This window comes from Enterococcus sp. DIV1337a, from assembly GCF_051712285.1.
Lineage (GTDB): Bacteria > Bacillota > Bacilli > Lactobacillales > Enterococcaceae > Enterococcus > Enterococcus faecalis.
Genome location: NZ_JBIOOP010000001.1, coordinates 1227474 through 1246453, shown reverse-complemented (window position 1 = coordinate 1246453; position 18980 = coordinate 1227474). Strand labels below are relative to the sequence as shown.

The window sequence follows — 18980 nt, the reverse complement described above, 5'->3', positions numbered from 1 at the left end:
CCAACTGCCGACTAAAAAAATGAATTAATCACGTTCTTTAAATAATTTTAGAAATTTGGAACGCCAACCTTCTTCATTTTGATTGCTGGTCTTGTTCGATTTTACTATTGAATCTTGGTAAATGTCAAAGAATAACGCACAATTATCACAACAAGTTTCCGGGGATTGTTTTACAATCGGTTCTTGAAAATAAGTTTGAATCAACCTTCTTCGACAGGTTGTGGTTTCAATATACATCAGCATCCCTCTTAATTGCGCTTGACGATCTTTTTCTTTCTCCTCTAAACGATGCTCTAGCTCTTCAAAAGAATAATCCTTAGCTAAATAACCTTGGACCCATTTTTGTTGTAACTCGGTGGCATTTTCTAACAAATCTGCTTGTTTTTCTCCTTCAATCAGCGTTTTTAAGGTCGCTCGATTCGCTCTTGTCTCTTCTAAGAAAAACCGATGAATAAATTCATCCCCTTTTTTATATAATAATAGCGCCCAACTTTTTTGGCCATCACGTCCCGCTCGCCCAATTTCTTGCAGGTAATTTTCTAAGCTATCAGGCAAATCAAAATGAATCACTCCACGGACGTCAGGTTTGTCGATTCCCATCCCAAAAGCATTCGTTGCACAAAGTATATCGATTTGATTATCAATAAATTGTTCTTGCAAGCGACTACGTTCACTAGCCTCCAAGCCCCCATGATAATAGGCCACTTTAAAACTGGTTTTTGCCTGAATAAGTTGACTAATTTGTTCTGCTTTGTTGCGCGTGGCGCAATAGATAATGATTTTACCAGCAACTTTAGATAAGTAATTTAGTAACACTTCTTCTTTTTCTGACGTTTCCTTGACGAACAAGCCAATATTTTTTCGATTCACTGAAGAAAGAACTTCTTGATAGCTACCTTGAGAAAATAATTGTTTTATTATTGCGTGCTGTACAACGGGTGTCGCTGTGGCAGTTAACGCCAAAGTCAAAGGAAAGTCTAGCTGTTTTTGGACCAGATCTAATTTGCTATATTCAGGGCGAAAATCGACGCCCCACTGATAGACACAATGAGCTTCATCCACCACAAACAATGCAATTTTTTGGCGTTGTAACACACAAAGCACTTCCTGCTGCAAAAGCATTTCTGGGCTTAAAAACAGATAATCGTACTGAAATATTTTCGCTAAAATATAACGCTTTTCTGAATATTGTAACGTACTGTTTAAGGCAACCGCACCTTTAATTCCTTGTCTTTGTAATTGACGTACCTGATCTTCCATTAACGAAAGTAAGGGAGAAACAATTACCGTTAGTCCCTCTAACTTCTGGCCCACAAATTGATAGCACAATGATTTGCCAGTGCCTGTTGGTAAAACAGCCAATGTATTCATACCGTCAAGTAAGTTTGTAATCACTTCTTTTTGACCAGGCTTAAACGCTGCATAACCAAATCGAGTGAATAATTCTTGTTCTAATGTCAACAACACTCACTCCTTTTCTTGCCAAATTTGTTGGATTTGATATAATCGGAAATCCAAATAAGAAAGCGTCTCTTCTTGCGCTCGCCACTCCCGATACACCCACAACCGCGGATCTTGTTCTGTTTGAGCCAAGTTTTGGAGCATGGCCTCCTTTTCAAGATAAACAGACGCCTGCAACTGCCCTTGAATGGCCAACTCTAGTAGATGGTCATGAATGGTACTCGGTTTTATTTTTCGCTGCTCAGCAATCTCTTGAAGTGTCTTGCCTTCCGTTAACAATCGTTGGGTTTCTTGCATACTTTGATTTAGATTTTTTTCTAGATACGGCCAAACAAGCGTTTGTAGAGCAGGATAGTTGCCTCCGTACATAATCAACTGCAGTAAATGATGAACTGCTTGCGTGTGCCATAAACGCTGTTCAAGGGCTGTTTTTTGGCTTGTTAATTGCTGAGGAACTTTGCCAGTTTGCTGATAACCAGAAAGTTGCGCAACCAAATAGTCGCTTTCTGCTTCAGGTAGTGACTCAAACCCTCGCAAGAGTTCTTCTTTGATTGATTGAATGCGTTGCTCTTTCTTATCTTGTTGTAACCATTGTTTCAAATATAGTTGCGGAATCGGTGTTGATAAAAGTGGAATATACTTTTTTTCCCCAAACGATAAATACGAAGTCACTTGCACGGCAAATTGAATGAGTTGCCAACTTTCTTGATCACTTCTGCCAAAACGATAAAGATCAATTGCAGGATAATCCAGCAACGAAAAATGGTACTCCTTTAAAAATAGTTGCCCTTCTTTTGTTAGTTGAATCTCATTTGTCTCTTTGTGATACTGAATTTGTTTCGCCTTCGAAAGTTTTTCAAGAAATTGAAAATAGGCTTGTTCGGAAATCGTTGGCCACCAGCCAATGAACCGTAAACAATCATATAAAAAACCATAAATCAAAACAGAGCTAGTCCGTTTGCCTTTTAAAAGATGATACAAAGTTGATGCACGTACCTTGTATCCGTGAGATAATAACGCTAAAATAAAAGTTGCTTCCATAGTAAACCTCTTTTAGATAGGATGTGTCACTGTTTATGCAATCACGTTTAGTTCCTGAAAAATGTATTGCTTGTGGACTTTGTCAAGTTTATGCGCCCAATATATTTGATTATGATGATCATGGAATTGTCCTTTTTAAAGACGAGCCGCATGCTCGACAACAATTTATTCCAGAAAATGAACGCGAGAATGTGTTAAAAGCGTACCGCAAATGTCCCACGCGTGCAATAGAAATAAGCAAAAATGAGTGCTAAATAATTTAGCACTCATTTTTACTTAGAGTATTTTTTCGAGCCAAGCAAGCGTTTGTTCATCTATCGAAACAAACTGTAATCGTCCCTCTTTTAGAGGTTCTTTGACTAAATGAATTTGATCATTTAAGCCATTAATCCATTCATAACGAAGACCATTGTCTTTTGCTTTGGAATTTTTGGCTTCTAAATAATAATTAACATGGTAATTTTCTTTACCATCCAATTGTAGCGTATTAATAGTCACTTCAAAATCTGGTGAAACATCGGTCGATTTCTTTTCACGTAATCGTTCAAGCACTTCTATAAAAGAAGGAAATTGAGGATTATTTTCCCCACCAACGAGATATTTTTTAGCAAATTCTGTACTATCCGTATGACTTTTCACTTGTTTGGCAAATGCTTGATAAAAGGTTTCTAGCGCTTTGCGGGCATCATAGTCGCTAGCTAACGGAAAGTTCAATTGTAGCGTTGGATTATCGGAGAGCGCTTCGACAAAATCATTTTCACCAATCGTTTCTTTTGATGTTTGAATTTCTTCTCCATTAATCGTCTTTTTAAGTTGAATCGTCATCCCTTTAGACCAGAACAAAGGGCCAATCGTTTTGCTTCCATTCGTTAGCGTACCAACTTTCCGGTCGTTAATATAAATGTCTGCGTCTGGCAGATTGCTCTCCACAACAAAATTCATTCGTTTAAAATCTAAAGGAATACTAGAAATATAATTTTCCTCTTCTAATAAACGATCCTCTTCTGTGATAACAGGTTCGCCGGTGCTATCTTTCACTGTGGCTGTAAAGGTATATTGTCCTGGCGCTAAGGGCCCCAATTCCTTTTGATAAGTGGTTGAGTCGGAAGTGCCCACTTCCCGCCCGTTCATTGCCAGCGTCACACCACGCTGATTCGTCGTTAACTGAACAGAAACAGGCGTTAAAATGAATTGATAACGGTGGAAGAAAAATGCTGTTTGACTCGTTTCACGAATAGTTAAACCATGTAGCTTTTTATCCTTTAATAGCGCTTTTTCTAATTTTTTTAGCTCAGTTGGATTTTTTTGATAATAAGTGATTAAAGGTTTGATGCTTTGCGGATTCACTTGAAATTCAGACTCGTTCGTCCTCATTTTTTTACTTAATTCTTGGGCATCACCATTCTCAATCGCTTTAATAAAATGAGAAATTTGTTGTTCCTTAGAAAAATAATGCGTCCCGAGAAAATAACCACCCACTCCAAGAACGATGACCACAAAAAGAAACACCCAGATCCAGCTTCTTTTTGATCTGAGAGGAGTAGATTCGTTCCCTTTATTCATTGATGGTTGTGCTTGGTTTTCCTCTTGATGCATCGATTCATTCATTAGCGGAGCGCCGCATTCTTCACAAAAGGACTCCGTATCACGATTCACGTGACGACAATTTTTACACTTTTTCACTCAGGAAAACTCCTCTTTCTTTGATGGTTTCTATCATACCAAGGGAAAGTTAAAATTACAATGCAGATGGTTTAGTATTTTTTAACAGAATGATGACAGATTGTGACAACTTCTTTTCTTTTGGGCGTAAATTTTAAAAACCCACTGTCAAACATTGTTCAACAGCAGGTTTTTTATCATTTATTTTGTTAACGGTGTTTTTTTCTGAATAGTATGTTGTTTTTTTGATAGCCATGGCAATAACTTCGCATGTAGCACTAGAAAAACACCACTGACTAAGAGGCCTTTAATAAGGTTGAAGGGCACAATACCAATCGCCACATAACTTGCTAAAGATGTTCCTAAAAATTGTTGTGTGGTCACCCCATATAATTGTAAGTAAATTGGTGTAATGACAAAATAATTCGCAATACTCATGAAAATCGTCAAGGCTAAGATCCCACTTACTAGGCCCATCATCCGATTTGTACGGACATTTTTCTTTTTACCAAAGAAGTAAAATATTGGCAAGGTGAAGATACTACTTGCTAAAAAGCTAGCAAAATCTCCCACCATATTTTGCGGCGCTAGTCCGGTTAAGAATAAGTGTAGCAACGAACGAACAAAAGCAGTAATTACTCCTGCTAACGGTCCGTACAAGAACATCCCGAGTAGAATCGGAATATCGCTAAAATCGATTTTCAAAAAACTAAACGCCGGCATAATCGGAAATGCCACAAATTGTAATACTGTACCGATTGCGGCCAACATTGCAATGCTAACCATTTTTTGTACCTTGTTGTTCATCTGAAATCCTCCAATTAAGGACCCATCTTCAACGAACTTTTTGATTCGCTTCTTTGTCATACAAAAAAACTCTATTTTTCTGCAGGGAAAAATAGAGTAGGATTATCTGATGAAAAAGCGTCTCAAATAAGCCCTATCTTCTTTATCCAGACTATACTGTCGGTATTGGAATTACACCAATTCAATCGTTAAAAACGAGTCGTGGACTATAACCACCGGTCGGGAATTACACCCTGCCCCTGAAGACGAACCTTGTATTATATTTTTTTACTTACTTAGTGTAACCGATTTGAGCAATGAATGCAACTAACTAAGTTTTTTTATCAAATTCCATTGCTTCTTTCGTTTCTAAAAAAAATCCCTCCGCCATAAGCGCGAAGAGATCGGGATCATTTTATCTTATTTGGCTTGATTCAATAATTGACTGATTTCTTTTTTAGTTAAATCACGATATTGCCCTGGTCGCAATCCTTGTAAAGTCAACTCACCGTAACGTTCACGTTTTAATTTTTGAACAGGGAAACCAACGGCTTGAAACATTTTCTTTACTTGATGATTACGTCCTTCATGAATCGTTAATTCCACGACACTGCTACCTGTTTTAGTATCCGCCGAAAGAATTTGAAAATTGGCTGGTGCTGTGCGTTTGCCATCAATGCGAATGCCTTTGGCTAGTGGTAATAGATCACGCTTGGTTGGTACACCTTTAATTTTTGCTACGTAGACTTTATCTACTTCATGTTTAGGGTGGGTTAATTTTTGTGAAAAACTTCCATCATTCGTTAAAAGTAACAATCCAGAAGTATCATAATCCAGACGACCGACTGGATAAATTCGTTCAGTAACATCTGTAAAATAATCCGTCACTACTTTGCGGCCTTTATCGTCAGACACCGCAGAGATGACCCCTCTTGGTTTATAGAATAAATAATAACCATATTCTTCTTGATAAATTGGCACACCATCAACCTCAACGGTATCTTGTTTACTAACTTGCGTTCCTAATTCTTTGACCACTTGGCCATTGACCTTTACGCGACCTTTGACAATTAATTCCTCTGCTTTGCGACGCGAAGTCACTCCAGCATGAGCAATTGCTTTTTGTAATCTTTCCATTGTTTAAGCTTCCTCGCCTTCTGTTGTTTCAGACATTGGGTTCGTTTCTTGATAACGATCAAAAAATAGATCCATTGGTAGTTCTTCTTCTAACTCATCTTCCATTTGTTGGATATCTGGTAATTCATCTAAACTTTTCAATCCAAAGTAATCCATAAAATACTTCGTTGTGCCATACAAAATTGCTCTACCAGGACCATCTACGCGGCCTTTTTCTTCTATCAACTGACGGGCAACTAACTTTTGGATAGAGCCAGAAGTCTGTACGCCACGAATTTCATCAATTTCAATACGAGAAATTGGTTGCTTATAAGCAATAATGGATAATGTTTCTAGCGCCGCCTGTGATAAAGCATTCGACATAGGCGATTGCGCATATTTTTTCAGTAATGAGGCATATTTTTTCTTAGTTGTTAAGACAAAATGATTGCCGACTTCTAAAATATTCAATGCCGATTTATTGTCAGAAGCATAATGTTCTTTCAATTTCGTTAACTCTTCATAGGTTTTTGCTGTTGACTTCTCTAATAAGTACGCAAGCTCTTCCAAGCCAATTCCTTCTTCGCCAACCACAAATAAAATTGCTTCAATTTGACTAACTAATGTCACTGTGTTTCCTCCACCTCTGTTGTATCTTCCTGCTGGGTTTCTGTATTAAATAACAAAATTTCACTATAATTGTTTTCTTGTTCAGCATAAATCACGCCCGTTTTCATTAATTCTAAAAGAGCCATGAACGTTGTCACAATTTCTTGTTTGGAATAAGAATCGAAGAAAGAATCAAATGACACTGCCTTCCCTCGCTGTACTTGACGCATACGTTCTGAAATAGCGGTGATTTTTTCTTCGATGGAAACATCGTCACTGGCCACAGTTGTTTCAACAGGCTGGCGATTTTTTTTCTTTTCTAACATGGCGTGAAAGGCTAGAAATAAATCAATTGTATTAATTTGATTAGGCGGTAGTGTTGTATCTTCCTCTTTATAATCATCCATATCCATTGGTTCTTTTGTATAATAGAGTTTACGTTCTTCTTCTTTTTCGTGTAAAACAGTCGCTGCATATTTAAATTTCCGATACTCCAATAACTGAGCTACTAAAGCTTCCCGTGGGTCTTCCTCTTCAAAAAAATCTTCATCATCAATGATTTCAAGCTCTTGTTTTGGAAGCAACATCTGACTTTTAATAGCCATTAAGGTGGCAGCCATGACTAGATATTCTCCAGCGACTTCTAACTCTAAGGTTTGCATCGCATGAATATAAGACATGTATTGTTCAGTTACTGCTGTAATGGGAATGTCATAGATATCGATTTCTAATTTTTGAATTAAATGTAGTAGAAGATCCAGTGGTCCTTCAAAAACATCTAGTTTTAAATTAATTTCTTGCAAAAACGACACCTACTTTCTTTTCTCGACTTCCTAGTTTACCATAAATTTATTCATTTGTGGGCATTCTCGCAAATTAAGCCCGAGGAAAATGTTCCTTATAAACATCTGCCATTCGTTGTTTGGTAATATGTGTATAAATTTGTGTCGTGGAGATATCTGCATGTCCTAATAATTCTTGCACAATTCTAAGATCTGCGCCATTTTCCAACAAATGTGTCGCAAAGCTATGCCGCAACGTATGGGGAGTGATGTTTTTCTCTATCTCGGCTTCTCGAACAATCTGTTTTAAATTTTTCCAAATGCCCTGTCTAGATAACGGTTCGCCATGATGATTAACGAACAGGTGTGTTTCATTCGGATGGTTTTTAATCAATTGAGGTCTGGCTTCGTTCATATAGCGCTCAATCCATTGAATCGCATAATCGCCTAAAGGGATAATTCGTTCTTTGTCCCCTTTTCCGATTGTTTGCAATAAACCAATGGATAAATGCAGATTCCCTAATTTTATTTCAATTAGCTCACTAACTCGCAGGCCCGTTGCATACATCACTTCTAAAATAGCACGATTCCGCATACCTAGTGGTTTACTTGTATCAGGCGTTTCAATTAATCGAGTCACTTCGTCAACAGATAATGTACTTGGCAATTTTTGAACTTTCTTGGGGGAGTCAATATGTTGCATTGGATTATGCTCACTTAAACGTTCTTGACGTAAAAATTGATGAAATCCTCTTAAACTAGAAATCATCCGAATCACACTTGCTGAAGCTTGCTGTTCTTCGTGAAGAGATTGCAAAAATTCTGTAATCATATAACGGTCAACTTCGTCCCAAGAATGCAGACCTTGTTCTTGTAAAAAGGCTACGTATTTTTTTAAATCTCGCTCGTAACTCCGTCGTGTGTTATTTGATAAGCCCCGCTCTATTTGTAAATAGTGTAAATAATCGACTAATTGTTCTTCCATTATCCTTCCCTCATTTCTAGTACTATCCTATCAGATTATGCCCTAGATTGCATGGGTAAATTCCAACTTCTTAAAAAAAATCAACTGAGAATAAAAGACTTGTTCACTAAGTCGTTAACTTAAGAACAAGTCTTTTGTTTTTACTACTATTAGTAAAGAATAAATTTGTTATTTTATATATTTATCCAGAAAAGCAGCTACAGTTTCCTTATATTTTTCTGGATCTTTATTATATGCTTTCGCATGTTCCGCTCCAGGCACGACATATTTTTCTTTAGGCCCTTGGGTGGCATTATAAACTTCGTCTAACATACTAAATGGCACAAACGTATCATTTTCACCATGAATAAAGAGCATCGGTAAATGATTCTTTTGTAATTGTTTAACAGCGCTTGCTTCCCCAAAGAAATAGTCTGCTCGCATTTTCGTAATCCCGCTAGTAACGTTAATTAATGGGAAACTTGGCAAATTGAAAAGCTCTTTTAACTGGTACTTTAATTCTTGATTAACTGTAGAATAACCACAATCTTCTACAATGGCTTTCACATTATCTGGTAACTTTTCTCCGCTCGTCATCATGACTGTGGCAGCACCCATACTGACACCGTATAGAGTGATTTGTTCTTGTTGACCATTTTCGGTTAAAACTTTCTCAATCCATTGGACATAATCTTTACGATCGGGCCAGCCGAAACCAATATAATCTCCTTGGCTTTTCCCGTGACCACGCGCATCTGGCGCTAACACATTGTAGCCCCAATCATGATACATTTTCGCAAAGACAGACATCGTTTCTGCCGAACCCATATAACCATGCGCCATAATAACAGTACGATTACTTTTTTTGTCAGCTGGCAAATAAATGGCCTTTAGACGTAGCCCATCTTCCGAAGTAATTGACCATTCTTGTCGATTTTTGTCATCTTTAAACCACGCGCCTTCAGGTGTCTGGACCACTTTTGATCCTGGGGTATTCTCATTTATAAAGTCTTTCTTTCCTGGAACCACTGCATAATTATAAAAGTATAAGCCTGCCGCAATTAAAGCAATTGCAATTACTACAATAAGCGCAATCAAAATTTTTAACCATCGATTCATCTACGTACTCCTTTTATTTAAACTGTATGCTTCATTATAAGTTGTTGCTCATTTTTTGACAACCACCATTCAAAGATTCAACCATCTTTCTTTACCACTACAAAGGGACAATTTTGTTACTACACAAAAAAAGCATAGCATAAAAATATTGTCTTTTACGCTATGCTCCACTTATCTATTTATAGGAAAGTAAAAATTATTTATTTTCAATAAGTTTAAAACTTGACCATGGTTTCAAAAATTCTAATAAGAAACGTTCATCATCAGAAATACGGCCAACCACATTGACACGGCCGTCATTTTTCATTTCTTTTAAAGCAATTTGTGTTTCCCCTTTGTATTGTCCGTAGCCCACGTTGTCAATCAAGACATCGCCACGAACAATATCTCTCGTTGTATGTGCGGGGAAAGGACGATCTTTATAGTAAACACGTGTCATTGTTGAACGTAAAACATAATCAGAACGATCGCCACGATAACTGTGTAGGTTATCGAACAATGCAATTCGTTCATCTTCTGTGATTTCTGGTTCTGTATCCACTTTGATCGAAGGATAAGGTGCATGAAAGGCTTCTGCCATTGCTGCTAATTCTGCCTCTGAGGCATAAGCATTTCCGACAGAAATATCATCGATTAATCCTGTTAAAACTAAATGCTTAACTTGCGTTGCAATTTCTAAATCGCGGTGATCTTCTAAAGAACATAAACCATCTTGTGTTGGCCATGGCCCAAATGTAGCATCGTGTGAGTTCACAAACGCCATTGTATTTAAATTATATTTTCTAAATTTTTCTGAGCAGTAAACAAAATGATCATAGCCCAAGCCTGTATAACGATGTGGATAGAAATTATGCGAGCCTAATAAATTTTCTGTATTTGGTGAGTAGGCCATGATATTATCTACATAACTTGTCCCTGAACTCATATTAATTTCAATTTTAATGCCATAAGGGTTTCTTGTCATATTCGCCTCTTCTTGCCCAGTAAAGCCCAGATCTAAACGAATACCGTAAGCACCCATATCATGGAAAAATGATAAATCATCATAAGAGATGCCTAATTGTTCAAACAATGCAGGATTAATATCGACCATCACTTCCATACCTAATTGGTTGGCGTAATCTACGACTTTTTTAAACTCTGCTAATACCTTTTCCCGATCATCATTGATTTGTAATAAACTAGTAAAGACACGCTTAAAGCCGTATTTATGAGCCAAATCCAAATATGCTTTGTCCTTTTCAAATGTTGAACGTTCTGGATAAATTGAAATACCTAATTTTCCCATGTGACTGCCTCCTAAATTGTAAAACATAATAATGTATCTGCTTACATTGTATCAAAAAAAACAAAAGTGGTCTACACCTTTCCTATAGGAAATCTTATAAAAATTCCACTGGTTTGTTATCTTTTCTTTTGTTATGATAAAAAAGAACCTAATTGTCAGTGAGAAAGGAAGAGGAAAACAGATGAAACATAAGAAAATGCTTGCTGTTGCTTCAGTTGCAGCATTCACCTTGCTTTTAGCAGGCTGTAACACAACCAATAATAAAGGCACGACCGCAACGAGTGATTCTGTCGCTAAATCCAGTGAAAGTAAAACAAAGGATTCGGTCGACTTAAATTCACTAGATTTACCCCAACTAGATGATAAAGTTGCCGAAGATCAAGACTTAGTCCAAATGGTTACTTCAATGGGAAATATTGAAATCAAACTATTTCCTAAACAGGCTCCAAAAACTGTCGAGAACTTTATGAAACATGCTAAAGATGGCTATTATGATGGCTTGACTTTCCACCGCGTCATCAATAACTTTATGATCCAAGGTGGCGATCCTAGCGGTGATGGAACTGGCGGAAACAGCATCTGGAATAAACCATTTGAAGATGAATTTTCAAACCAGTTATATAACATTCGTGGCGCATTATCAATGGCGAATGCAGGACCTAATACTAACGGCAGTCAGTTCTTTATTGTTCAAAATACAGATGATCAATCTGATGGTCTTTTATATGATGATTATCCGAAAGCAATCATTGATGCTTACAAAAAAGGCGGCTATCCTTCTCTTGACAAAAAACATACTGTTTTCGGTCAAGTAACCAAAGGAATGGATATTGTTGATAAAATTGCCAAAGTTGAAGTTGGTGCCAATGATAAACCAAAAACCGATGTAAAAATTGAAAAAATTAATATTCTTCAAGAAGCAAAAAAATAACAAAAAGTCAGAACGTACCCTGAAGTTACGTTCTGACTTTTTGTTATTTTTGAATCGCTTGTAATGCTTTTTCTGGTACTTGGTCTTGATTGACCTCTTCATACGTATTGATGTGGGCCCCTTTATTTGAGACTTTTAGATAATGATCTGTTTTTAATTCATGGTCCGCTGTAAAAGTTATTTCTCGCGTTTTGCCTTCCTCATCTGCGGCTACTTGCGTATAACTAGCAATTCCATAACCATTAACACTATCGGCTTTCTTTGTTTTAACATACACATTTCCTTCTTTAACCAATGGATTTAATTGATCTAACACACTAGCTAATTCGCCAGAGTTCTTCTCTGCGTAAAACTTGGCCCCAAATAAACCACCACCAATAACAATTGCTGTCACCACTAAAAATTTAATAAATTTCATTACATAAATCCTCCCGAGTAATTATTCTCTGTTACTTCTTCCAAAGTATAGCAAGTTTTAAACAATCCTTCCTCGGGCGCAACGACCAGTTTTTTCTCAGACTTATGTCGTATTTTTGTTATTTTGAATAAATAACAAAACACTACTCTTCTATCAATAATTGACTTAATAATTGAATTTCTTGATTCTTAGTTAAGTCAATTGTTTTCATTGTAACCGCTGTGGCTAACCCTAAATAGATTACCACCATTTTAGGAAATAATTCGACAAATTTTCCTTTGTCCATTTGTACATATTTTTTATCCAACAATAAACGCTCTTCAAAAAAAGTTTGAAGCATTTGCTGCAATTCTTCTTCATAACCATGTGCTTTCATAAATAACGCTGTATAGACTTTTTGATGTTTTTGAGCAAATAATATAAAGTTCAGACCCAATGCAATCGCTGGGTCTGATGCACCGACATCTGCTTTATAAAATAATTGCATACGATGAAATAACGATTTAATTAAGGTTCGTTTTAAATCGTCCATGTTGACAAATTCTAAATAAATCGGCTGCGTAGAAATCCCCATAGTCTCTGCAATATTTCTTGCGGTTAAACTAGAAAAACCTTTATCTACTGCAATTTTTTCAGCTACGTTTAAGATTTTTTCCTTCGTATATACCTTCGTTCTAACCATTTTCATACCCCTTTTCTCTTTTAGTTAACAATAACTTTATTATGTTTACACAAAAGAAAACCATTTCCATTATATATATAATATTTTACACTTTTTTATGCGTTTCTTTTCTCAAAATTTTCTATACATTTCAAAAAAATTGAGAATTTTTAACGCCTATAAACAAATAGGTCCAGAACAAAAGGTCATCACCTTTTGTTCTAGACACTAAACGGTTGCACTCTTTATTCTTCTATTTGTTTGCCTTGTTCTTTGGCAAGCTCATTTTTATCATAAGCCACAAAGAACGGATAGTAAATCAAGATGGCCACTAGAATTAAAACAATATTCAAAACAGCAGCACGCCAATCACCGCCTGTCGCCATAAAAGCGCCAATTGGCCCTGGTAAGGTCCAAGGTGCGGTAAAGACAACTTCACTTACTAAGCCTAATTTTGTCGCAAACCAAGCAATCGTTGCTAAAACCATTGGTGCAAAGATAAAAGGAATCATTAAAATTGGATTTAAGACAATCGGTACACCGAAAATAACTGGCTCATTAATATTAAAAATAGACGGTGCTAAAATAGCTTTTCCTAGTTTTGAACCATATTCTGATTTTGCCCGGAAGGCTAATAATATAGCTAAACCAATTGTGGCCCCAGCACCACCAATCCAAATAAACCATTGGTAAAAAGGTTCTGCCGCAATCCGAGGTAATGCTTCGCCAGCTGCTTTAGCAGTCGTATTTTCCTCTAATAGTTGTAGCCATAGAGGACGCGCCAACGATCCTACGATTGAAGCGCCGTGAATCCCAAAGAACCAGAAAAATGTGGTTAAAAATACTAACAGCAAGACACTCAATAAAGAGTCCGCTGCTTGAACTAGTGGTCCCACTAAGTTCCCTACAAAGGTGTGCCAATCAAAGCCTAAATAATAAGTGATTGAACCAATCAATAACATGACAATCAACGTCGGCGTCAGCGATTCAAATGAACGAGCAACAGCAGGCGGAACGTTATCAGGCATTGTAATTTTGAACTTAGACTTATCTGTCACTCGATAGATTTCGACAGCAATAATTGACGTCACAATCCCGACAAACATCCCTGCACCACCCAAATTAGCCATTGGCAAAACAAAGCCAGAAACACCAGCTGCTTTACTGGCTTCTTCAGGAATCGCTACAGGTACTAATGTTAATAAAAAAGCAATCGTGGCTAAAATCCCTCCTGAGACTTGATCAAGATTATATGATTTCGCTAAACTAGCGCCAATGCCAAAAGTCGCATATAGTGCCATAATGTACATCGTCATTCGGTAAGGCAATAAGATTGTAGCAGCATTACTTGTTAAAAATTGAGTAATGCCCCAAGATTCTGGTAACGGCGGAAACGCAATAATTAGAAAAAAAGAACCGACAATAATTAAAGGTAATGTCGCAATAATCCCATCCCGCACCGCACGTAAATGGCGCTGATTGGCAATTTTAGCCATTGGTCCAGCTAGATGATTTTCAATCCAAACAGTCAATTTATCTAACATAAATAACACTCTCCTCTGTTTTTCTCTTAAAAAATAACTCCTTTAATCAGCCATAAATAAGAGATAAGCTCTAATAAAATAAGAGAAATTAAAAACAACCAAATAAAACGCTTACAAAAACCTGTTTTCGTTTCAATAAAATAATGACTATACGCTAACGCAAAAGCAATCCCAACAGGTAAAAAAAACATGGCACCAATATTAAACGGAAGATTGAAAGTCCATAATAAAACACTCGGCAACAGGACACCACATAAGAGCCCCATACAAAAAAGAAAACCAGCACTTTTAGCTGAAAACTTAGGAACCATTGCTTGATTGTTTTCCATTTCAATTTCGCTCCTTTCGTTTGTTATTTTGTTACATTTAAAATTATAAGCTATTAAAAATATTATTTCAATCTATTCGCTGATTTAATACTAATTTTAAAATAAAAAACCAGTTCACTTAGTGAACTGGTTTTATGCTTATTCGACAAATTCAAATTCAAAATTACCAATCCGAACAATGTCGCCATCTTTCGCACCACGTGCTCGTAATGCCTCATCGACACCCATACCACGTAATTGACGTGCAAAACGCATCACTGTTTCATCATGATCGAAATTCGTCATTTCAAATAATTTTTCTAATTTTTCACCAGATAAAACCCATGAAGCATCTGGTTCACGATCAATCGTAAATTCTGGACCTTCTGGTTGGAAGCCATAACGAACGGTTTCTTCCTCTACTACTTCATCTTCATATAATGGGAATTCAGGCGTTACTTCCAACAAGTCAGCTGTTGCATTTAATAAAGGTTCAATACCTTTACGAGTAACCCCAGAGATTGGGAAAATAGGTAGCTCATCAGCATACTCATCGGTGCGTTCCTTCGCAAGTTGCTCTTTAAATTTCGCTAAATTCTCTTCTGCTTCAGGCATGTCCATTTTATTGGCAACAATAATTTGAGGTCGCTCCATCAAACGTAAATTGTGTGAAGCCAATTCTTTATTGATTGCCAAATAATCTTCATAAGGATCGCGTCCTTCCATGCCACTCATATCAATGACATGTAAAATAACACGCGTCCGTTCAATGTGGCGTAAGAACTGTGTTCCTAAGCCGACACCTTGAGAAGCTCCTTCAATTAAGCCTGGCAAATCTGCTGCAGCAAAGCTTCGACCGTCACTAGTAGTCACCATCCCTAAGTTTGGAACTAACGTCGTAAAATGATAGGCACCAATTTTCGGACGTGCGGACGAGATAACAGAGAGTAACGTTGATTTTCCTACAGAAGGAAACCCAACTAAGCCAACATCTGCTAAAACTTTTAATTCTAATTCGATTTTACGCTCTTGGCCAGGTTCGCCGTTTTCTGCAATTTCTGGTGCAGGATTTCTCGGGGAAGCAAAGCGAATATTCCCGCGTCCACCGCGTCCACCTTTTGCTACTACTAAGGTCTGACCATTCTCAATTAAATCCCCAATTAAAGCTCCAGTTTCTGCATCACGAACTGTTGTACCTGGTGGAACTTTGACAAGTAAATCTTCTGAACCACGACCGTGCATTCCTTTACTCATACCATTTTCTCCAGGTGTCGCCTTAAAATGACGATTAAACCGGAAATCCATTAATGTGCGTAATCCTTCTTCAACAACTAAGACAACGTCGCCACCGCGACCGCCATCACCACCAGCGGGACCCCCGTCTGGTACATATTTTTCTCTACGGAAAGCAACCATTCCGTCGCCGCCTTTACCAGCTTTGACATCAATCGTCACTTGATCTAAAAACATGGACATATAATTTGTCCTCCTATTCTACTTCTACTATCTTTAATCACCTCAAAAAGCGTGATTCGAAAGTCTTTATTATTGTATCGGGAAAACAACCGTTTGTCTAGCAATTCTAGTTAGTTATCGTTGGAAAAAGCAAAATTTCTCATGAATCTTTCGCTTTCTTTTTGTCGCTTCGCTATCAGTCTTTTGACAAAAAAATTTTAGAGGTTCATACTATAGATAGTTGAAGAAAATCACTTTTTCAGCAAGGGTCCAAAGAAACACAAACATCTAAAGGAGGAATTTTTGTTATGACAGTCAAAGTAGGAATTAACGGTTTTGGAAGAATTGGTCGTTTAGCCTTTCGCCGAATAAAAGAAGTTTCTGATGATATTGAAGTTGTGGCAATCAATGATTTGACTAGCCCCACAATGTTGGCTCACTTATTACAATTTGACTCTACGCATGGCACCTATCCTGGCACCGTGACAGCCACTGAAAATGGCATTGTGGTTGACGGCGAAGAAACCCGTGTCTACGCAGAACCAGATGCAAGTAAAATCCCTTGGGTTAAAGAAAACGGAGTAGACATTGTCCTTGAATGTACAGGTTTTTATACCTCGGAAGAAAAAGCACAAGCTCATTTAGATGCAGGTGTGAAACGTGTGGTTATCTCTGCTCCTGCAGGCGCAATGAAAACCATCGTTTATAACGTCAATGATGATACACTTGATGCCAACGATAAAATCATTTCTGCCGGCTCATGTACGACAAACTGTCTAGCACCGATGGCTTACTTCTTAAATAATGAATTCGGTATTGAAGTTGGTACCATGACAACTGTCCATGCCTACACATCAACACAAATGTTACTAGATGGCCCTGTTCGTGGCGGAAATCTTCGTGCGGCACGCTCTGCTGCAGACAATACTATTCCCCATTCAACTGGTGCTGCTAAAGCAATTGGCTTAGTTATTCCAGAACTTAATGGAAAATTACAAGGCCATGCTCAACGTGTCCCCGTTGTGGATGGTTCCTTAACGGAATTAGTTAGCATTTTAAAAACAAAAGTAACAGCTGATCAAGTAAATGAAGCAATGAAAAAACACACCATTGATAACCCTTCTTTCGGTTATGATGATCGTGAAATTGTTTCTGGAGACATCATCGGCACGACAGAAGGGTCGATTTTTGACCCAACGCAAACAGAAGTAACGACAGCTGGCGATTTCCAATTAGTGAAAACTGTGGCTTGGTATGACAATGAATATGGTTTTACTTGCCAAATGATTCGCTTATTGGAAAAATTTGCTAATTTATAATTTCAATGAATAAAAAACTGCCTTGCATTAATTAATGCAAGGCAGTTTTTTTTAATGTTTACTTTGACAACTTTGACAAATACCATGAAAAGTTAAGCGATGATCTTTGACTAAAAAATGATACCGACTTTCAACAATTTGCTCTACTTCACCAAGCAAGTCTTCTTCCACTTCCTCAATTGTGCCACATTCTAAGCATAACAAATGGTGGTGAAAGTGCTTGGCGCCTTCTTTTCTTAAATCATAGCGAGCTAAACCATCGTTAAAGCTCACCTTATCAACGACTTTTAAGTCTGTTAAAATTTCTAGCGTTCGATAGACTGTTGCTAGACCAATTTCCGGACTTTTTTGTTTTACCAAGAAGTAAATTTCTTCTGCTGATAAATGATCTTTTTCATTTTCCAATAATACAAGTACGGTTGCTTCCCGTTGTGGTGTTAATTTAAAGCCTGATTCATGTAATTGTTTTTTTGTCTTTTTTAAAGCAGCAGTCGAATCCATTATTACAGCTCCTTGTTTAGAATGATTATAAATTAAGAAACTTAATTTACCAATCAAATTAAAATAATTATAAAAGAAATAACTGTAATTTGCAAGATATTCTCAATTAGCTACCTTAATTTTTTTCTTTTGATTGTTCCAACGAGCCAATTAGAATTGTTTTACCGGCTTCTTGTTTAATCAATTTTTGTTTCATTAAATGGCCTAAGGCGCGTTTAAATTGCGCTTTACTAATGCCAAAGGTTTGTTTAATTTCATCAGGACTTGATTTATCGGTGAAAGGAATTTGGTGATCGTTTGCTCTTTCTAAGAAAGTTAGAATCATTAACGCATCATCGCTGATTACTTCGTGACTTCTTGGTTTTAATGAAAGATTCAATACGCCGTCCGGCCGCACGCCAATCACACGGCCCACTACTTTTTCACCTAAACGTGGTTCCTGGAATCGTTCAGAAGGATGGATAAATCCAATGTATAAATCATCAGTTAAAATATACGTTCCTGCAAGTTTCAGACGATACACATGCCCAGTTAAGTTTTGGTTTTGCATTTCAGCATTCCCGCGTTTTGCCATGGCTTTAAAGACTTTTTCATCTGCTAATTCGCCCCAAATGCGGTCTTTACTGTCCACTTTTAAAGTAACCATTACTCGGTCTTCTTTTTTAGGCCAAAGTTCCCGCATGGTTGGTAATTCATCCAACGAAATAACGACATCTTTATCTGGTAAGCCAACGTCCACAAAGACACCTAAATCACGTCTCGTTCCTGTGACAGTACCAAAGCCATAGCTACCAATACGCACAGTAGGAATTGTAGTTGTCAGTGCTGGCTCTTGTTTTTGATTTAAATAACCAAACCCTTCTACAGCCTCTCCTATAGCATGCGTACCTTCTTCTTTTTTTAAACGGAATGTGATGCCATTTTTTTGAACAAAATAAAATTGTTCATTTTCATCGACCACAATGCCGGTAAATGTTGTTGCTAGTAATTCTCTCATTTATCATTAACTCCTCAA

Annotated in this window: 20 protein-coding genes and 1 riboswitch; of the genes, 3 read left to right on the top strand and 17 right to left on the bottom strand. The window is 37.3% G+C overall.

All coding sequences use genetic code 11. The features are described 5' to 3' along the window. Positions 1–24: 24 nt before the first annotated feature. Positions 25–1467 (bottom strand): RecQ family ATP-dependent DNA helicase, encoded by a 1443-nt coding sequence (locus IGL49_RS06040; RefSeq protein WP_104854818.1) that lies wholly within the window; start codon positions 1465–1467, stop codon positions 25–27. Then, complete coding sequence (locus IGL49_RS06035) at positions 1468–2502, bottom strand: helix-turn-helix domain-containing protein (RefSeq protein WP_104854817.1); 1035 nt, start codon at positions 2500–2502, stop codon at positions 1468–1470. Between the two features lie 35 nt (positions 2503–2537). Here IGL49_RS06035 and IGL49_RS06030 point away from each other — a divergent pair, with 35 nt between their 5' ends. After that, positions 2538–2756: a ferredoxin gene (locus IGL49_RS06030; RefSeq protein ID WP_002357617.1), complete on the top strand. Its 219-nt coding sequence runs from the start codon at positions 2538–2540 to the stop codon at positions 2754–2756. Positions 2757–2778: 22 nt separating this feature from the next. Here the strand turns inward: IGL49_RS06030 and IGL49_RS06025 are convergent, their stop codons facing one another. The 8 genes from IGL49_RS06025 to IGL49_RS05990 all read right to left on the bottom strand — a co-directional run bounded on the left by IGL49_RS06025 (position 2779) and on the right by IGL49_RS05990 (position 10828). Beyond that, a complete protein-coding gene (locus IGL49_RS06025; protein ID WP_164982887.1) occupies positions 2779–4110 on the bottom strand; it encodes a zinc ribbon domain-containing protein in 1332 nt (443 codons plus the stop codon). Between the two features lie 255 nt (positions 4111–4365). Then, positions 4366–5031: an ECF transporter S component gene (locus tag IGL49_RS06020; protein WP_162782474.1), complete on the bottom strand. Its 666-nt coding sequence runs from the start codon at positions 5029–5031 to the stop codon at positions 4366–4368. 71 nt (positions 5032–5102) lie between these two features. Next, positions 5103–5222, bottom strand: a riboswitch (FMN riboswitch). 148 nt (positions 5223–5370) lie between these two features. Further along, on the bottom strand, positions 5371–6087 hold the full coding sequence (locus IGL49_RS06015) for a pseudouridine synthase (RefSeq protein WP_104854814.1): 717 nt from the start codon (positions 6085–6087) through the stop codon (positions 5371–5373). 3 nt (positions 6088–6090) lie between these two features. Further along, on the bottom strand, positions 6091–6696 hold the full coding sequence (gene scpB / locus IGL49_RS06010; protein ID WP_002357625.1) for an SMC-Scp complex subunit ScpB: 606 nt from the start codon (positions 6694–6696) through the stop codon (positions 6091–6093). Continuing rightward, positions 6693–7487: a segregation/condensation protein A gene (locus IGL49_RS06005; protein WP_104854813.1), complete on the bottom strand. Its 795-nt coding sequence runs from the start codon at positions 7485–7487 to the stop codon at positions 6693–6695. Before IGL49_RS06005 ends, scpB begins: the two co-directional genes overlap by 4 nt. A 64-nt stretch (positions 7488–7551) precedes the next feature. Further along, positions 7552–8442 carry a site-specific tyrosine recombinase XerD gene (xerD, locus tag IGL49_RS06000; RefSeq protein ID WP_104854812.1) on the bottom strand — a complete coding sequence of 297 codons (891 nt, stop codon included), beginning with the start codon at positions 8440–8442 and terminating at the stop codon, positions 7552–7554. A gap of 168 nt (positions 8443–8610) precedes the next feature. After that, positions 8611–9540, bottom strand: a complete 930-nt coding sequence (locus tag IGL49_RS05995; RefSeq protein WP_104854811.1) for an alpha/beta hydrolase — start codon at positions 9538–9540, stop codon at positions 8611–8613. A 196-nt stretch (positions 9541–9736) separates the two neighbouring features. Then, positions 9737–10828 (bottom strand): DUF871 domain-containing protein, encoded by a 1092-nt coding sequence (locus tag IGL49_RS05990; RefSeq protein ID WP_002357630.1) that lies wholly within the window; start codon positions 10826–10828, stop codon positions 9737–9739. A gap of 181 nt (positions 10829–11009) precedes the next feature. Between IGL49_RS05990 and IGL49_RS05985 the strand changes: the two genes are divergently transcribed. Further along, a complete protein-coding gene (locus IGL49_RS05985) occupies positions 11010–11759 on the top strand; it encodes a peptidylprolyl isomerase (protein WP_002374887.1) in 750 nt (249 codons plus the stop codon). 43 nt (positions 11760–11802) lie between these two features. On the opposite strand, the gene IGL49_RS05980 is transcribed toward IGL49_RS05985, so the two are convergent. The 5 genes from IGL49_RS05980 to obgE all read right to left on the bottom strand — a co-directional run bounded on the left by IGL49_RS05980 (position 11803) and on the right by obgE (position 16166). Continuing rightward, complete coding sequence (locus tag IGL49_RS05980) at positions 11803–12177, bottom strand: YxeA family protein (RefSeq protein ID WP_104854709.1); 375 nt, start codon at positions 12175–12177, stop codon at positions 11803–11805. Between the two features lie 142 nt (positions 12178–12319). Continuing rightward, positions 12320–12865, bottom strand: a complete 546-nt coding sequence (locus tag IGL49_RS05975; protein ID WP_164982864.1) for a TetR/AcrR family transcriptional regulator — start codon at positions 12863–12865, stop codon at positions 12320–12322. A gap of 218 nt (positions 12866–13083) precedes the next feature. Next, the gene (locus IGL49_RS05970) at positions 13084–14382 is read right to left on the bottom strand and encodes a PTS sugar transporter subunit IIC (RefSeq protein ID WP_002363934.1); all 1299 of its coding nucleotides are present in this window, start codon (positions 14380–14382) and stop codon (positions 13084–13086) included. A 26-nt stretch (positions 14383–14408) separates the two neighbouring features. Then, the gene (locus IGL49_RS05965) at positions 14409–14711 is read right to left on the bottom strand and encodes a hypothetical protein (protein ID WP_104854710.1); all 303 of its coding nucleotides are present in this window, start codon (positions 14709–14711) and stop codon (positions 14409–14411) included. A gap of 138 nt (positions 14712–14849) precedes the next feature. Next, positions 14850–16166: a GTPase ObgE gene (gene obgE / locus IGL49_RS05960; RefSeq protein ID WP_002384537.1), complete on the bottom strand. Its 1317-nt coding sequence runs from the start codon at positions 16164–16166 to the stop codon at positions 14850–14852. A 287-nt stretch (positions 16167–16453) separates the two neighbouring features. Here obgE and gap point away from each other — a divergent pair, with 287 nt between their 5' ends. Next, positions 16454–17464 carry a type I glyceraldehyde-3-phosphate dehydrogenase gene (gene gap / locus IGL49_RS05955; RefSeq protein WP_002357638.1) on the top strand — a complete coding sequence of 337 codons (1011 nt, stop codon included), beginning with the start codon at positions 16454–16456 and terminating at the stop codon, positions 17462–17464. Positions 17465–17515: 51 nt separating this feature from the next. On the opposite strand, the gene fur is transcribed toward gap, so the two are convergent. Together fur and IGL49_RS05945 are read right to left on the bottom strand one after the other, a co-directional pair. Then, entirely contained in the window at positions 17516–17965 is a 450-nt protein-coding gene (gene fur / locus IGL49_RS05950) for a ferric iron uptake transcriptional regulator (protein ID WP_002357640.1), read from the bottom strand. A gap of 115 nt (positions 17966–18080) precedes the next feature. Further along, positions 18081–18962 (bottom strand): CvfB family protein, encoded by an 882-nt coding sequence (locus tag IGL49_RS05945; protein ID WP_104854711.1) that lies wholly within the window; start codon positions 18960–18962, stop codon positions 18081–18083. Between the last annotated feature and the right edge of the window lie 18 nt (positions 18963–18980).

Bases quoted from the DNA above. Each gene is read 5' to 3' on its own strand.
- IGL49_RS06035 (WP_104854817.1), bottom strand. From the start codon at position 2,502: ATGGAAGCAACTTTTATTTTAGCGTTATTATCTCACGGATACAAGGTA.
- IGL49_RS06030 (WP_002357617.1), top strand. From the start codon at position 2,538: ATGCAATCACGTTTAGTTCCTGAAAAATGTATTGCTTGTGGACTTTGT.
- IGL49_RS06025 (WP_164982887.1), bottom strand. From the start codon at position 4,110: ATGAATGAATCGATGCATCAAGAGGAAAACCAAGCACAACCATCAATG.
- IGL49_RS06020 (WP_162782474.1), bottom strand. From the start codon at position 5,031: ATGACAAAGAAGCGAATCAAAAAGTTCGTTGAAGATGGGTCCTTAATT.
- IGL49_RS06015 (WP_104854814.1), bottom strand. From the start codon at position 6,087: ATGGAAAGATTACAAAAAGCAATTGCTCATGCTGGAGTGACTTCGCGT.
- xerD (WP_104854812.1), bottom strand. From the start codon at position 8,442: ATGGAAGAACAATTAGTCGATTATTTACACTATTTACAAATAGAGCGG.
- IGL49_RS05995 (WP_104854811.1), bottom strand. From the start codon at position 9,540: ATGAATCGATGGTTAAAAATTTTGATTGCGCTTATTGTAGTAATTGCA.
- IGL49_RS05990 (WP_002357630.1), bottom strand. From the start codon at position 10,828: ATGGGAAAATTAGGTATTTCAATTTATCCAGAACGTTCAACATTTGAA.
- IGL49_RS05985 (WP_002374887.1), top strand. From the start codon at position 11,010: ATGAAACATAAGAAAATGCTTGCTGTTGCTTCAGTTGCAGCATTCACC.
- IGL49_RS05980 (WP_104854709.1), bottom strand. From the start codon at position 12,177: ATGAAATTTATTAAATTTTTAGTGGTGACAGCAATTGTTATTGGTGGT.
- IGL49_RS05975 (WP_164982864.1), bottom strand. From the start codon at position 12,865: ATGAAAATGGTTAGAACGAAGGTATATACGAAGGAAAAAATCTTAAAC.
- IGL49_RS05970 (WP_002363934.1), bottom strand. From the start codon at position 14,382: ATGTTAGATAAATTGACTGTTTGGATTGAAAATCATCTAGCTGGACCA.
- IGL49_RS05965 (WP_104854710.1), bottom strand. From the start codon at position 14,711: ATGGAAAACAATCAAGCAATGGTTCCTAAGTTTTCAGCTAAAAGTGCT.
- obgE (WP_002384537.1), bottom strand. From the start codon at position 16,166: ATGTCCATGTTTTTAGATCAAGTGACGATTGATGTCAAAGCTGGTAAA.
- gap (WP_002357638.1), top strand. From the start codon at position 16,454: ATGACAGTCAAAGTAGGAATTAACGGTTTTGGAAGAATTGGTCGTTTA.
- fur (WP_002357640.1), bottom strand. From the start codon at position 17,965: ATGGATTCGACTGCTGCTTTAAAAAAGACAAAAAAACAATTACATGAA.
- IGL49_RS05945 (WP_104854711.1), bottom strand. From the start codon at position 18,962: ATGAGAGAATTACTAGCAACAACATTTACCGGCATTGTGGTCGATGAA.